Source organism: Sphingopyxis indica (genome assembly GCF_900188185.1).
GTDB lineage: Bacteria > Pseudomonadota > Alphaproteobacteria > Sphingomonadales > Sphingomonadaceae > Sphingopyxis > Sphingopyxis indica.
Genome location: NZ_FZPA01000001.1, coordinates 69,449 through 83,323 on the forward strand (window position 1 = coordinate 69,449; position 13,875 = coordinate 83,323).

The following is a 13,875-nucleotide window of genomic DNA, read 5'->3' on the forward strand; positions in this document are numbered from 1 at the left end:
TGGTGGCCGGGATTTGCGCCCAGCCACAGCACCACCCCAAACCCCTCCTCTGAAGAGGAGGGGCTTAAGAAGCCAAAACCTTCGCAAGCGCGCTTTGCCAGCCGGCAAGGCGCGCTTCGCGTTTGGCGGCATCGAGCGCGGGGGTGAAGCGCGTCGTGCGGCCGCGCATCGCGGCCGCGGCACTCGCGAGATCCGGATAGAGCCCCGCGCCGGTCGCGGCGAGCATCGCCGCGCCCAAGGCTGTGCTTTCGACGAAATCGGGGCGCTCGACGGTCAGGTCCAGCATGTCCGCCAGATCCTGCGCCATCCAGTCGTTCGCGGCCATGCCGCCGTCGATCCTCAGTTCGGCCCAATCGACCCCGTCGGCGGCGAAGGCCGCTTTAAGGTCGTGCGCCTGATAGGCCTGCGCCTCGAGCGCGGCGCGCGCGACATGCGCCTTGCCGCTCGCGAAGCTGAGGCCCGATAGCGCTGCGAGCGCATCGGGCCGCCAGTGCGGCGCGCCGAGCCCGGCAAGCGCCGGGACCAGATAGACCCCGCCATTGTCGGGGATCGACCGCGCCAGCCCCTCGCTCTCGCCCGCGCTCGACAAGAGGCCCAGCCCGTCGCGCAGCCATTTGATCAGGCTGCCGGCGACGAACACCGATCCTTCGAGCGCATAGAGGCGCGTGTCGCCCTCCTGCACCAATATCGTCGACAACAGCCGGTTGTCCGATGCCGGCCGCCGCGTTCCGCTCGCCGACAGGATGAAGGCGCCGGTGCCGAAGGTCGCCTTGGTCTGGCCCGGCGACAGGCACGCCTGACCGATCGTCGCCGCCTGCTGGTCGCCCGCCATGCCCGAAATCGGAATCGCGCCGCCGAACAGGTCGGGGGCGGTGGCGCCCACGGTCGCGGTGCAGCCGGCGATTTCGGGAAGCAGTCCGATCGGCGCACCGAACAGATCGCACAGCCCCGCGTCCCAGCCCCCGCGTCCGATGTCCATCAGCAGGGTGCGCGCGGCGTTGGTCGCGTCGCTCACATGCACGCCCCCGGTCAGGCGAAAGACCAGCCAGGATTCGACCGTGCCGATCGCGAGCCGATCGCCCGCTTCGCGCAGTTGCGGCCAGTTTTCGAGCGCCCAGCCGATCTTGGTCCCCGAAAAATAGGGATCGAGCAGCAATCCGCTTTTCGCGCGCACCGCCGCTTCATGTCCCGCCTCTTTCAGCGCCGCGCAATCGGCCGCGGTGCGCCGGTCCTGCCAGACGATCGCGGGGGCGAGCGGCTCGCCGGTCGCGCGATCCCAGAACACCACCGTCTCACGCTGGTTGGTGATCCCGATCGCGGCGATCCGGTCGGCGCCGCCCGCCTTTTCGATCATCGCGCGCGTGCAGGCGAGCGTCGCGGTCCAGATTTCGGCGGCATCATGCTCGACGAGCCCCGGGCCGGGGTAATATTGCCGGAACTCGCGCTGCGCGCTGCCGAGCGGGGTGCCGTCGGCCGCGAACAGCATCGTGCGGGTCGAGGTCGTTCCCGCGTCGATGACGATGATCTTTTCGGCCAATGCGCATCCCCTGTCCGTTGCCATCAGCCTGCCAAAGCCGGGCCGTTCGAACAAGGCCGCCGGAACGCGAGACGATACTATTTCGCGCAGAGGCCGCAGAGATCGCAAAGACTTTGTTCACGCGGAGACGCGGAGGCGCGGAGATGATGATTTGGGCCGAAAGGCCCTTCTCCAATCGACGGGGCCTCATGGCGCGCCGAAGAATGATAACGGCCGCTTCGCGGCACCTTACTACTTCTCCGCGTCTCCGCGTCTCCGCGTGAATCCTCTTCTTCCGCCTTTGCGATCTCTGCGCGAATCCTCTCCCTCTACCCGATCCCGAAGTTCGATCGACAAAAGCAATCTTCTTGCAAATTCGCGTAACATTCGCCATATGCCCGCCAGCGCAGCATGGCGGACTGGTCCGCCGCAACCACCGGCAGCGTGATTTTCCCGCCCGAACCAGGCGCGGGACGAGCCGGACATGCGCTTTGTCCTCAGAGGCACCCTTTCACGCGGGTCGTTTCGAACCCGCCCGCCGTGCGCGGCCGTCTTTCGGCGCGTTCACGGCCCATATGTGAGTAAATTATAATGGAATTCAAAGACTTCGGCCTCCACGCCGACATCGAGCGTGCGCTGACGGCCAAGCGCTACAGCCAGCCGACCCCGATCCAGCAACAGGCGATCCCGGTGCTGCTCGAGGGCCGCGACCTGTGCGGCATCGCGCAGACCGGGACGGGCAAGACCGCTGCCTTCTCGCTGCCCTCGCTCGACTATCTGCTCAACAACCCGAAACCGCGCAGCCCGCGCGGCTGCCGGATGCTGGTGCTCTCGCCGACGCGCGAACTTGCCGCGCAGATCGCGCAGAGCTGCCGCGACTATGGCCGTTTCGCGAAGTTCAGCGTGATGACCGTCTTCGGTGGCGTCCCGATCAACAAGCAGATCCGCGAACTGGGGCAGGGCGTCGACATCCTCGTCGCCACCCCCGGCCGCCTGCTCGACCTCGTCGATCAGCGCGCGCTGCGCCTCGACGACGTCGAGATCTTCGTGCTCGACGAGGCCGACCAGATGATGGACATGGGCTTCATCCACTCGCTGCGCCGCGTCGCGAAGCTGCTCCCCAAAGAGCGGCAGAATCTCTTCTTTTCGGCGACGATGCCCAAGGAAATCGCGGCGCTCGCGCAGCAGTTCCTGCACGATCCAGTCACCGTCTCGGTCGCGCCGCAGGCGACGACCGCCGAAAAGATCCGCCAGCAGGTGACCTTCGTCGAGCAGAAGGAGAAGCAGGCGCTGCTCCATCATGTGCTGAAGATCGAGGACATCGACCGGGCGCTGATCTTCACGCGCACCAAGCATGGCGCCGACCGCGTCGTGCGCCACCTGAAGGGCGCGGGTATCGACGCCTTCGCGATCCACGGCAACAAGAGCCAGGCGCAGCGCACCACCGCGCTCCAGGCCTTCCGCTCGGGGCAGGTCAGGCTGCTCGTCGCGACCGACATCGCCGCGCGCGGCATCGACGTGTCGGGGGTCAGCCATGTGATCAACTTCGAGATCCCGAACGTCCCCGAACAATATGTCCACCGCATCGGCCGCACCGCGCGCGCCGGGGCGGAGGGCATCGCGATCAGCTTCGTCGCGCCCGACGAGCGCCCCTATCTGCGCGACATCGAGCGCGTGACGCGGACGAAGGCCGAACCGGTCAAGCTGCCCGACGGTTTCGGCGAGATGGTCCGCAACCTTCCCAAGCCGGTCAATCCGCCGCGCAACACGGGCGGCAAGGGTCGCAACCCCCAGCGCCAGCGCGAGGAAGCGCAGCGCGGCAAGGCGGGCGGCCATCGCGACGGCGGCCAGCCGCGCCGCGAGGGTGCGGGCGATGGCGCCCAGCCGCAGCGCAAGCGCCGCTTCCGCCCGCGTCGCGGCGGCGTCGGCGCGCACAAGGGCGCCGTGACACGCGTCGGTTGACGTCCGCCGCCTGGCCGCTAGGTTCCTCCGGCCCCTCCTCTCCAGAGGAGGGGCCTATTTTGTGCGCAATCGAAGAATGTATATGGGGGGAGAGCAGGGCGGATGACGGATGGTGCAGTGGTAGCGCTACCTCTCGAGCGAACCCAGAGCGAACGCAAGGTCATCCTGGCCTCGTCGCTCGGGACCATATTCGAATGGTATGATTTCTACCTCTACGGCCTGCTGGCGACGATCATCTCGGCGCAGTTCTTTTCGGGCGTCAACGAGACGACGGGCTTCATTTTCGCGCTTGCCGCCTTTGCGGCGGGCTTTGCGGTACGGCCGTTCGGCGCGCTGGTATTCGGCCGGGTCGGCGACATTGTCGGGCGCAAATATACGTTTCTTGTGACGATGGGTCTCATGGGCCTGTCGACCTTCCTCGTCGGCGTCCTGCCGAGCTATGCGTCGATCGGGGTCGCTGCACCGGTCCTGCTCGTTGCGCTCCGCCTCGTTCAGGGCCTCGCGCTCGGCGGTGAATATGGCGGCGCCGCAACCTATGTCGCCGAACATGCGCCCGAGGGAAAGCGCGGGCTGTTCACCAGCTTCATCCAGACCACCGCGACGCTCGGCCTGTTCGCCGCGCTGCTCGTCGTCATCGCGACGCGCTTCCTCGTCGGTGAAGCGGCGTTCGCGGATTGGGGCTGGCGCATTCCCTTCCTGATCTCGGTGATCCTGCTCGGCGTATCGCTGTGGATTCGCCTCCAGCTCGAGGAGAGCCCGGTCTTCCGGCAGATGAAGGCCGAGGGAAAGACCTCCAAGGCGCCGCTGACCGAGGCGTTCGCGCGATGGGCGAACCTCAAATGGGTGCTCGTCGCGCTGCTCGGCGCCGTCGCGGGGCAGGCGGTGGTCTGGTACACCGGACAATTTTATGCGCTGTTCTTTCTCGAAAAGACGCTGAAGGTCGATGGCGCGACCGCGAACATCCTGATCGCCCTCGCTCTCGCGCTCGGCACGCCCTTCTTCATTTTCTTCGGCTGGCTCAGCGACCGGATCGGGCGCAAGCCGATCATCCTCGCCGGCTGCGCACTCGCCGCGCTCACCTATTTCCCGGCGTTTCACATGCTGACGGCGGCGGCCAATCCCGCCTTGGCCGCGGCCCAGGCCCGCGCGCCGGTCGTCGTGTTCGCCGATGCGGACAGTTGTTCGTTCCAGTTCGATCCCATCGGTCGCACCGCATTCGACCGGACCGGCTGCGATATTGCCAAGTCCGCGCTGGCCAAAGCCGGGATTCCCTATGCCAATGCGGATGGGACCTACGATGACCGAGCGGTCGTCCGGGTCGGCGAACGCGTGGTTCCCGTTGCCGGCAAGGCGAGTTTCGATGCCGCCCTTTCCAGGTCGCTGGCCGCCGCCGGCTATCCGGCAAAGGCCGACCCCGCCGCGATCGACAAGCCGCGCGTCGTCGCGATCCTCTTCTGGCTCGTGCTGCTGGTCACCATGGTTTACGGCCCCATCGCGGCGCTGCTTGTCGAGCTTTTCCCCAGCCGCATCCGCTATTCGGCGATGTCGCTGCCCTATCATATCGGCAATGGCTGGTTCGGAGGTTTCCTGCCGACGACGGCCTTCGCGATGGTCGCGGCGACCGGGAATATCTATTACGGCCTCTGGTATCCGGTCGCGGTCGCCCTGCTGACGCTGGTGGTCGGCCTGCTGTTCCTGCCCGAAACCTTTCGCCGCGCGATTCACCACTGACCGCGCATTGACCGCGCGGCCTTGCCCGCTAGATTTGCTGGAGGACGGTCGGGGAGGGCCAGATGATCGACGAGGATGATTTCGAGGCACCGCCGCCGCGCCGGCCGCTCTTCCGGCGCAAGCGCGTGCTTATGCCGCTCGCTGCACTGCTCGCGATCCTCGTCGCCTTCCTGGCGCTGCGCACCCCCGATACCGATCGCGACGCGATGATCGCCAAATATGGCGGCCCGAACGCACAGTTCGCCGCCGGGCCGGCGGGGCAGAATATCCACTATCGCGACCAGGGCCGGCGCGATGCGCCGGTGATGATTCTGCTCCACGGCTCGAACAGCAGCCTTCAGACGTGGGAGCCGCTCGTTCGGCGGCTCGGCGGCGACTATCGCATCGTCACGCTCGACCTGCCCGGCCACGGCCTGACCGGCGGCACCCCCGACAAGGATTATGGCGCGAGCGGGATGATCGCGGCGGTCGACGTCGTCGCGGCGAAGCTCGGGCTCGATCATTTCATCCTCGGCGGCAATTCGATGGGCGGCTGGGTCGCGTGGCGCTATGCGCTCGCCGGCGCGCACCCGGTCGATGCGCTGCTGCTGATCGACGCCGCGGGGATGCCGCTGCGCAAGGGCGAAAAGCCGCCGCCGTCGAACGTCGGCTTCCGCCTGCTCGAATATCCGTTCGGGCGCTGGCTCGCGAGCCAGATCACGCCGCGCGGGCTGATCGAGGAATCGCTGCGCGGTTCGGTCGCCAATCAGGCGATCGTCGATGACGCGATGATCGACCGCTATTGGGAGTTGCTGCGCTTTCCGGGCAACCGCGAGGCGACCTCGCTGCGCGCAACGCAGGACCGCGAACCCGCGATGGCCGACCGGATCGGCGAGATCAAGGCGCCGACGCTGATCCTGTTCGGCAAAGAGGACCGGCTGATCAACCCCAGCGCCGCGCAGACCTTTCACGAGCGGATTACGGGATCGGAGGTCGTGCTGCTGGACGGGGTCGGGCATCTGCCGATGGAGGAAGCACCCGATGCGACCGCCGCGGCGATCGCCGGCTTCCTCAAGCGGCGGCTTGGCGCATCGCCGGCTGATCCAGAAACGCCGTAATCCGCGCCGCGACCTTCGCCGCATGGGTGAAGGGGAAGAGGTGCGATCCGGGCATGGTTTCGAGATATGCGCCGTCGATCAGGTCGGCGATCGACTGGCCGTGGCAGGCGGGGACGACGCCGTCGCGCTCGCCCATCAGGATCAAAGTCGGCACATTCTTCAGCGACGGCAGCATCGCCGCGCTGGTCCAGCCCGCCATCGCCGCCGCCTGATAGGCCAGGCCGAGCGGCGTTGCGGTCGGCAGCTTGAGCCCGCTCGCGAGCATGTCGTCGTCGAGCAGCGCTGCCCAGCCGATCCCCGGCGCATTGACCGAAGGGGTCGTCGCCATCAGCACGAGGTGCCCGATGCGCCCCGGGAATTGTACCGCGATCTGCTGTGCGAGCGCGCCGCCCCAACTGAAGCCGGCGAGGTCGAGCGTAGCCTGGCCGAAGCGGTCGGCGATCTCCATCACCGTCGCCGCCATCGTCGCCGCGCCATAGGGCATCAGCGCGTCGGGCGAGCCGCCGACCCCCGGCATGTCGAGCGTCCACACCTCGCGCCCTTGGATCTGCGCGAGCAGCGGCGCCGCGGCCGCGATGTCGGCGCCGATGCCGTTGAGGAACAACAGCGGCGTCCCCGCCGCTCCGGCCCGCCAGCGCGCGACGCGCAGCGTCAGGCCGTACACATGTTCCATGCTGATGTCGGGGTTGCCGCCGATCCTGCCCATGGCCTCCAGCCTTGGCACAAAGCAGTGCGGCGCGAAAGAGCGTGCGGGCCTATGTTGCGGAACGGGACGCTTTGTCGGCCTCGGCCGCGCGTTCGTGGCGCAGGCAATCAAAGATCTTGGCGCCGGCGAGGAACACCGAGCCGCTGCACGCGACGAGCAGCAATTTACCGCCGATGCCGGGATATTCGTGCAGATAGGCGGTTCCGCGCGCCATCGCGCCGACGCCGAGCGCGTAGATGATCAGGCAGGCTTCGAAGCGCGTCTTGATGACGAAGAGGCGTCCGATTTTTTTCAGCATCACTCACCGATCAGCAAGAGGTGTGCCAGTGGCGCGAAACCGCGATTCGGTGCGCGGCAGCGATGGTAAACTGTAAGTTAATCCGACAGAAGGGAAAGGGCGCGCGCGTCATGGCGAGCCGGCGACGCGGTGGGACGTCGCCGCCGCCTTGGCGAAGGCCGCGTTACCGGCGTCGGCCCACCGTTGCGCGCTAACCCGCCGCCTTCTTCGCCTGCCGATATTTGTGCAGCAGCGGCTCGGTATAGCCCGATGGCTGCGTCACCCCTTCGAAGATCAGCGCGCGCGCCGCCTGCCAGGCGATGCCGCCGGGCGTCAGCGGCTCGTAGAGCGGATCGCCGGCATTCTGTGCATCGACCTTTTTCGCCATGCGCGCGAGCGCCGCATCGACCTGTTCGCCGGTGCAGACGCCGTGGAGGAGCCAGTTGGCGAGCGCCTGGCTGGAAATGCGCAACGTCGCGCGGTCCTCCATCAGACCGACATCGTCGATGTCGGGCACCTTCGAGCAGCCGACGCCCTGGTCGATCCAGCGCACGACATAGCCCAAAATGCCCTGGCAATTATTGTCGAGTTCGCGCGTCACCTCCGCCTCGCTCCAGTTGCGTCCTTCGGCCACCGGAATGGTGAGGAGGCGCGACAGCGCTGGCACCGCCTCGCCGGCAATCTCCCGCTGCCGGGCGAACACATCGACCCTATGATAGTGCAGCGCGTGGAGCGTCGCGGCGGTGGGCGAGGGCACCCAGGCGGTGTTCGCGCCCGATTTCGGATGGCCGATCTTGGCTTCGAGCATCGCCTTCATCATGTCGGGCATCGCCCACATGCCCTTGCCGATCTGCGCCTTGCCGCTGAGGCCGCAGGCAAGGCCGATGCGGACGTTGCGATCCTCATAGGCGGCGATCCAGTCGGACGCCTTCATCTCGCCCTTGGGGATCATCGGCCCCGCGCGCATCGAGGTGTGGATCTCGTCGCCGGTGCGGTCGAGGAAGCCGGTGTTGATGAAGACGATGCGGTCCTTCACCGCTTCGATGCACGCGGCAAGGTTCGCGCTGGTGCGGCGCTCCTCGTCCATCACCCCCACCTTGATCGTGTGGCGTGCGAGGCCCAGCATATCCTCGACCGCGTCGAACAGCCGGTTCGTGAAGCCGCACTCCTCGGGCCCGTGCTGCTTGGGTTTGACGATATAGATGCTGCCCGCGCGGCTGTTGGTCAGCGCGCCGAGCCCCTTGAGGTCGTGGAGCGCGCAAAGGCTGGTGATGACGGCATCGCACAGCCCCTCGGGCGCCTCGCTGCCGCCCGTAAGCCGGATCATCGGCGTCGTCATCAGATGACCGACGTTGCGCACAAACATCACGCTGCGGCCGTGCAGCGTGAAGGGATCGCCGTCCGGCGAGGTCCATTCACGGTCGGCCTCCATGCGGCGGGTGACGGTCCTGCCGCCCTTGTCAAAGCTCTCGACCAGGTCGCCGCGCATCAGCCCGAGCCAGTTGGTGTAGCCGAGCACCTTGTCCTCGCCATCGACCGCGGCGACGCTGTCCTCTAGGTCGATGATCGTCGTCAGCGCAGCTTCAAGGAGGACGTCGGCGATCCCGGCGGGATCGGTCTTGCCGATCGGGCTCTCGGGATCGACGATCAGTTCGATATGCAGGCCGTTGTGGCGGAGCAGGATGCCGCCGGGCCTGCTGCCCACCCATTGCGACGGATCGGCGAGCACGGGTTCGCCGCCCTGCCAGTCGGCCCAGCTGCCCGACGCCAGCGGCACCGCTTCGTCGAGGAAAGCCTTGGCACGCGCGATCACCGCGGCGCCGCGCGCCGGGTCATAACCGCCGGGCTTCGCGGGCGGCGCGTCGAGCGCGTCGGTGCCATAAAAGGCGTCGTAAAGGCTGCCCCAACGCGCATTGGCGGCGTTGAGCGCGAAGCGCGCATTGAGCGCCGGCACGACGAGCTGCGGCCCCGCCATCGTCGCAATCTCCGCGTCGACATTGCCGGTGCCGACCGCAAAGGGTGCCGGCTCGGGCACCAGATAGCCTATTTCGCGCAGGAAGGCTTCATAGGCGGCTGCGTCATGCGGCTGACCCGCATGGCCTTCGTGCCATCCGTCGATTTTCGCCTGCAACGCTTCGCGCTTGGCGAGCAGCGCCGCATTTTCGGGCGCGAACCTGCCGAGCAGTGCAGCGAAATCGGCCCAGAATTTATCGGTATCGACGCCGGTGCCCGGAAGCGCCCTTTCCTCGACGAAGGCGACGAGGCGCGAATCGACGGACAGGCCGTGGCGGTCGAGGAAATCAGTCATGCAAACACCCTTTGGTCGGCGCGGATTGCGCAATGGACCCGGGGAGGAAAGGGCCGCCGCCCTATGGCGCGAATGGCCGGCGAAGGCAATGCCCGCCGGCGATGCCGCTTGCCTCAGGCGAGTCCGCGCTGCGGCGTCGGGGTCGGCGAGAGGTCGGCGAGCGCGGCGCTCACCTGATTGCGTCCGCTCGCCTTGGCGCGATAGAGCGCGGCGTCGGCGCGGCGCGAAAGGTCGAACAGCGTGTCGCCGGGCATAGCCTGCGCAACGCCGAACGAGGCCGTGACCCTTTGGTCGATGCCCAGTCCCGACAAGGGGACGGCCGCGAGTTCGGTCCGCACCGATTCGGCGTAGCGCCGCCCGTCGGCGATGTTCGCGTTCGGCAGCAGAACGGCGAACTCCTCGCCGCCGAGCCGGCTGACGATCGCCGCTCCGGAAGCCATGCCGCGCAGGAGCGAGGCAAAATGTGCGATCACCGTATCGCCCGCGGCGTGACCGAAGCCGTCGTTGATCGCCTTGAAATGGTCGAGGTCGGCGGCCACGAGCACCAGCGGCGCATCGGTGCGCAGCGCCCGGGCGAGCATCGGTTCGGCATGGGCATCGAAGCCGCGGCGGTTGAGTGCCCCCGACAGCGAGTCGGTTTCGGACCGCGCGATCATTTCGGTCGCGGTGTCGCGCATGATGACAAGCAGCAGCACAAGCGCCATCGCGATCAGCGTCACCGCGCCGACGCTTTGCGAGATCGCGGCGTAGGTCGTTCCCATATAGCCCTGCGGCGCGCTGGCCGTCCCGATGGTCCAGATGATCAGCGGGCGGACGAGGTAGAGCAAGGCGGTGAGGGCGGTGAGCGCCATCAGCAGCACGTCGAGCGCCTGACGCCGCCCCGAGCGGTAGATGGTGAGGACGATCAGCGAATGCATCGCGAAATAGGGAAGCTGATAGGTGAGGCTGCGCAGCGGCGAGGCATATTCGAGCGTGAAGATCAGCGGTATCGCGAGGACGCTGAGCGTCGAGATCGCCGCGATCCCGATCCACGGCGGCGCCACGCGATAATGGCGCGCGACCCCGATCAGGCAAAAAGTCTGGCCGGTCAGGAAAATGAGGAAAATGCCGACCGCGACCGGCGTCGGGTCGGCCTGATCGGGCAGCACGAGTTCGAGCAGCACGTCGACGATACCCAGCGCATAGCCGAGCGACAGCCAACCCGCGCCGCGCGCGGTGCGATTCGTCGCTGCGACCACGCCGAACGCCACGGCAAAAATGCCGGCGATGAACAGGTTGATCGCTAGGATGAAGGCTGCCGTCATGGAAACTCGCTCTATAGACTCATCGGGTTCTAGCAGCGAGCGAGCAAAACTTTCCTTAATGCGTGGTTATTTATCGCGATGCTGCGTGCCGCGCGCGGCATCAGCGTATCCGCTGTCCACCCTTCCATACCGCGGTCGCGCGGCCCTGTACCGGCATGCCGTCGAACGGGGTGTTGCCCGCCCATGCGGCCATTTTCTTGGCATCGACCTGCCACGGCGTGCCCTCGTCGATCAGGATGAGGTCGGCGTCCATGCCCTCGGCGAGCGTCCCGGCGTCGAGGCCGAGCAGCTTCGCCGGGTTCGCGGCGAGGAGGTCGAAGAGCCGCGCGGGCGTGACGTGCCCGTCGCGCACGAGCTGGAGCCCCATCGCGAGCAAGGTTTCGGCGCCCGCCATGCCGGGCAGCGCTTCGGCGAAGGGCAGGCGCTTGTCCTCGGGGCCGCGCGGGTCGTGGCCCGAGGCGAGGACGTCGATCGTCCCGTCGGCGATGGCGGCGAGGCAGGCGTGGCGGTCCTCCTCACTGCGCAGCGGCGGCGACAGGCGCGCAAAGGTGCGGAAATCGCCGATCGCGGTGTCGGAGAGGAAGAGATGCGCGGGCGTGATGCCGCAGGTCACGGGCAGGCCCTTCGCCTTGGCCTCGCGGATCAGGTCGAGCGCGGCGGCGGTGGTGATCTGGCGAAAGTGCAGCGGGGCGCCGGTTTCCCTGACCAGCATCAGGTCGCGCGCGACCGCCATCGCCTCGGCGATTGCCGGCGCCGAAGCAAGGCCGAGCCGCGTCGCCATCTCGCCGTCGGTCGCGACCGCGCCCGCGGTCAAGCCCTCGTCCTCGGCATGGGCGATGACGGTCAGGCCGAGCGAGGCGGCATAGACGAGCACGCGGCGCATCACGCCCGCGTCGGCGATCCGCGCGCGGCCGGTCGCGACCGCGCGCGCGCCCGACGCCTTCATCAGCCCGATTTCGGCGAGTTCCTTGCCCGCAAGGCCCTTGGTCGCGGCGGCGAGCGGGTGGACCCACAGGTCGGGCTTGCCGCCCTTCGCCGCGCGCTCGACCATGCCCGGATGATCGAGCGGGTGGCCGCCGTCGGGCATCAGCGCCGCGCGCGTGATGCCGCCGAAGTGAAAGGCGGGCTTGTCGGTCGCGAACACGCCGAGGTCGACGATGCCGGGCGCGAGCCACTGGCCCTTCGCGTCGACGCGCTCGGCGTCCGCCGGCACGTCGGCGGGATCGCGCGCGGCGATCCTGCCATCGACCGCGAGCAGGCGGCCGGTATCGCCGCCGAGCAGGCGGGCATTCTCGACAAGGAGCGGTTTCAGTTCCATCCCGGCACCTTCCGCGTCCGGCGGGTCAATATGTCGAGGCACGCCATGCGCACCGCGACGCCCATTTCGACCTGCTCGGTGATCGTCGAGCGCGCGGGGTCGTCGGCGACATTGCTGTCGATCTCGACCCCGCGGTTCATCGGGCCGGGGTGCATGACGATCGCGTCGGGCTTCGCCTTCGCCAGCCGCTGCGGCGTCAGGCCATAGAGCGCATGATATTCGCGCGGGCTGGGGAGATAGGCGCCGTCCATCCGTTCGTTCTGAAGGCGCAGCATCATCACGACGTCGGCGCCGTCGAGCCCCGCGTCCATGTCGGTGAAGACCCGGACGTGCATCCGCTCCATCGCGGGCGGGATCAGCGTCGGCGGCGCGACGACGCGCACCTCGTTGCCGAGCAGGGTAAGCGCGAGGATGTTCGAGCGCGCGACGCGGCTGTGGAGCACGTCGCCGCAGATCGCGATGGTCAGTCCCTCGACCCGTCCCAGGCGGCGGCGGATGGTCAGCGCGTCGAGCAGCGCCTGCGTCGGATGCTCGTGGCGCCCGTCGCCGGCGTTGAGCACCGGGCAGTCGACCTTGTCGGCGATCAGCTGTACCGCGCCCGAGCTTTGATGGCGGATGACGATGGCATCGGCGCGCATCGCGTTGAGCGTCATCGCCGTGTCGATCAGCGTTTCGCCCTTCTTCACGCTCGATTGCGCGGCGTGCATGTTGACGACATCGGCGCCGAGCCGCTTGCCCGCGATTTCGAACGACAGCAAAGTGCGCGTCGAATTTTCGAAAAAGGCGTTGATGATCGTCAGGCCGCGCAGCGCGTCGTCATGTTTGGCGGCGCCCGCCCGGTTGAGCTCGACCCACTGTTCGGCGGCGTCGAGAATGTAGGAAATCTCCCACGGCGTGAGCTGGGCGATACCGGTCAGGTGGCGATGGCGAAAGGCATCGCCGCCGGGCGGATAGTCGCTGGCGGGTCGGATCGTTGCGCTTGTCATTAAAGGGCAGCGTTTAGGAGGGCGTTGCGATTTTCGCAAGTCTTGATCCTCCCCGCCTGCGGGGAGGTGGCATCGCGAAGCGATGACGGAGGGGGTTATCGGCCTTCAACGTCGTGTGAGGCCGCCAGCCCCCTCCACCGCCTTCGGCGGTCCCCCTCCCCGCTTCCGGGGAGGATCACCGCACCATCGCGTCGATCGCGCCCTGCAGGATGAAAGCCGCGGCGGCGCTGTCGATGCGTTCGGCCCTCTTCGCGCGGCTCACGTCGGCGGCGATCATCGCGCGTTCGACCGCGGCGGTCGACCAGCGTTCGTCCCAGAGCAGCACGGGGAGGGCGAGCGGAGCGAGGTTGCGCGCGAAGGCGCGGACCGACTGCGTGCGCGGGCTGTCGCTGCCGTCCATGTTGAGCGGCAGGCCGACGACGAGCCCGGCAACCGACTGCGCGGCGACGAGCGCTTTCAGCGCTTCGAGGTCGGCGGCGAACTTCTTGCGGAGGATCGTCTTGTCGGGGGTCGCGAAGCTCCATCCGGCATCGCACAGCGCCACCCCGATCGTCCTGGTGCCGACGTCGAGCCCGGCGAGGCGCCCGCCGTTCGGCAGCGCAGCGGCGAAGTCGGGAGCGGCGGTGGTGATCATTCCTCGCCTCTAATCGCAAAAGAACGTCATTGCGAC

11 protein-coding genes are annotated in these 13,875 nt (G+C 67.8%); 3 read left to right on the top strand and 8 right to left on the bottom strand.

Annotated features, from left to right (window positions below; translation table 11 throughout):
• Positions 1-64: 64 nt before the first annotated feature.
• The gene (locus CHB69_RS00285; RefSeq protein WP_089214000.1) at positions 65-1,537 is read right to left on the bottom strand and encodes a glycerol kinase; all 1,473 of its coding nucleotides are present in this window, start codon (positions 1,535-1,537) and stop codon (positions 65-67) included.
• 570 nt (positions 1,538-2,107) lie between these two features.
• Between CHB69_RS00285 and CHB69_RS00290 the strand changes: the two genes are divergently transcribed.
• The 3 genes from CHB69_RS00290 (at position 2,108) to CHB69_RS00300 (ending at position 6,306) form a co-directional block, all read left to right on the top strand.
• A complete protein-coding gene (locus CHB69_RS00290) occupies positions 2,108-3,478 on the top strand; it encodes a DEAD/DEAH box helicase (protein ID WP_089214001.1) in 1,371 nt (456 codons plus the stop codon).
• Between the two features lie 102 nt (positions 3,479-3,580).
• Entirely contained in the window at positions 3,581-5,209 is a 1,629-nt protein-coding gene (locus CHB69_RS00295; RefSeq protein ID WP_089214002.1) for an MFS transporter, read from the top strand.
• Positions 5,210-5,271: 62 nt separating this feature from the next.
• A complete protein-coding gene (locus CHB69_RS00300; RefSeq protein WP_089214003.1) occupies positions 5,272-6,306 on the top strand; it encodes an alpha/beta fold hydrolase in 1,035 nt (344 codons plus the stop codon).
• On the opposite strand, the gene CHB69_RS00305 is transcribed toward CHB69_RS00300, so the two are convergent.
• From CHB69_RS00305 to ruvX, 7 genes are all read right to left on the bottom strand, one after another.
• Positions 6,260-7,012 carry an alpha/beta fold hydrolase gene (locus tag CHB69_RS00305; protein ID WP_089214004.1) on the bottom strand — a complete coding sequence of 251 codons (753 nt, stop codon included), beginning with the start codon at positions 7,010-7,012 and terminating at the stop codon, positions 6,260-6,262. The genes CHB69_RS00300 and CHB69_RS00305 overlap by 47 nt on opposite strands.
• 49 nt (positions 7,013-7,061) lie before the next feature.
• Positions 7,062-7,310: a hypothetical protein gene (locus tag CHB69_RS00310; protein ID WP_089214005.1), complete on the bottom strand. Its 249-nt coding sequence runs from the start codon at positions 7,308-7,310 to the stop codon at positions 7,062-7,064.
• Between the two features lie 190 nt (positions 7,311-7,500).
• Positions 7,501-9,597: a malate synthase G gene (locus tag CHB69_RS00315; RefSeq protein WP_089214006.1), complete on the bottom strand. Its 2,097-nt coding sequence runs from the start codon at positions 9,595-9,597 to the stop codon at positions 7,501-7,503.
• A 113-nt stretch (positions 9,598-9,710) separates the two neighbouring features.
• Positions 9,711-10,901, bottom strand: coding sequence for a GGDEF domain-containing protein (locus tag CHB69_RS00320; protein WP_089214007.1), 1,191 nt, complete (start codon positions 10,899-10,901; stop codon positions 9,711-9,713).
• 100 nt (positions 10,902-11,001) lie between these two features.
• Positions 11,002-12,219, bottom strand: coding sequence for a dihydroorotase (locus CHB69_RS00325; protein WP_089214008.1), 1,218 nt, complete (start codon positions 12,217-12,219; stop codon positions 11,002-11,004).
• Entirely contained in the window at positions 12,210-13,205 is a 996-nt protein-coding gene (locus CHB69_RS00330) for an aspartate carbamoyltransferase catalytic subunit (RefSeq protein WP_089214009.1), read from the bottom strand. Before CHB69_RS00330 ends, CHB69_RS00325 begins: the two co-directional genes overlap by 10 nt.
• A gap of 175 nt (positions 13,206-13,380) precedes the next feature.
• Positions 13,381-13,839: a Holliday junction resolvase RuvX gene (gene ruvX / locus CHB69_RS00335; protein WP_089214010.1), complete on the bottom strand. Its 459-nt coding sequence runs from the start codon at positions 13,837-13,839 to the stop codon at positions 13,381-13,383.
• Positions 13,840-13,875 lie beyond the last annotated feature (36 nt).

What these genes read in the sequence shown, in the direction of transcription:
- CHB69_RS00295 (WP_089214002.1), top strand. Translation starts at nt 3,581, where the DNA reads ATGACGGATGGTGCAGTGGTAGCGCTACCTCTCGAGCGAACCCAGAGC.
- CHB69_RS00320 (WP_089214007.1), bottom strand. Translation starts at nt 10,901, where the DNA reads ATGACGGCAGCCTTCATCCTAGCGATCAACCTGTTCATCGCCGGCATT.
- CHB69_RS00315 (WP_089214006.1), bottom strand. Translation starts at nt 9,597, where the DNA reads ATGACTGATTTCCTCGACCGCCACGGCCTGTCCGTCGATTCGCGCCTC.
- CHB69_RS00300 (WP_089214003.1), top strand. Translation starts at nt 5,272, where the DNA reads ATGATCGACGAGGATGATTTCGAGGCACCGCCGCCGCGCCGGCCGCTC.
- CHB69_RS00325 (WP_089214008.1), bottom strand. Translation starts at nt 12,219, where the DNA reads ATGGAACTGAAACCGCTCCTTGTCGAGAATGCCCGCCTGCTCGGCGGC.
- CHB69_RS00330 (WP_089214009.1), bottom strand. Translation starts at nt 13,205, where the DNA reads ATGACAAGCGCAACGATCCGACCCGCCAGCGACTATCCGCCCGGCGGC.
- CHB69_RS00310 (WP_089214005.1), bottom strand. Translation starts at nt 7,310, where the DNA reads ATGCTGAAAAAAATCGGACGCCTCTTCGTCATCAAGACGCGCTTCGAA.
- CHB69_RS00305 (WP_089214004.1), bottom strand. Translation starts at nt 7,012, where the DNA reads ATGGGCAGGATCGGCGGCAACCCCGACATCAGCATGGAACATGTGTAC.
- ruvX (WP_089214010.1), bottom strand. Translation starts at nt 13,839, where the DNA reads ATGATCACCACCGCCGCTCCCGACTTCGCCGCTGCGCTGCCGAACGGC.
- CHB69_RS00290 (WP_089214001.1), top strand. Translation starts at nt 2,108, where the DNA reads ATGGAATTCAAAGACTTCGGCCTCCACGCCGACATCGAGCGTGCGCTG.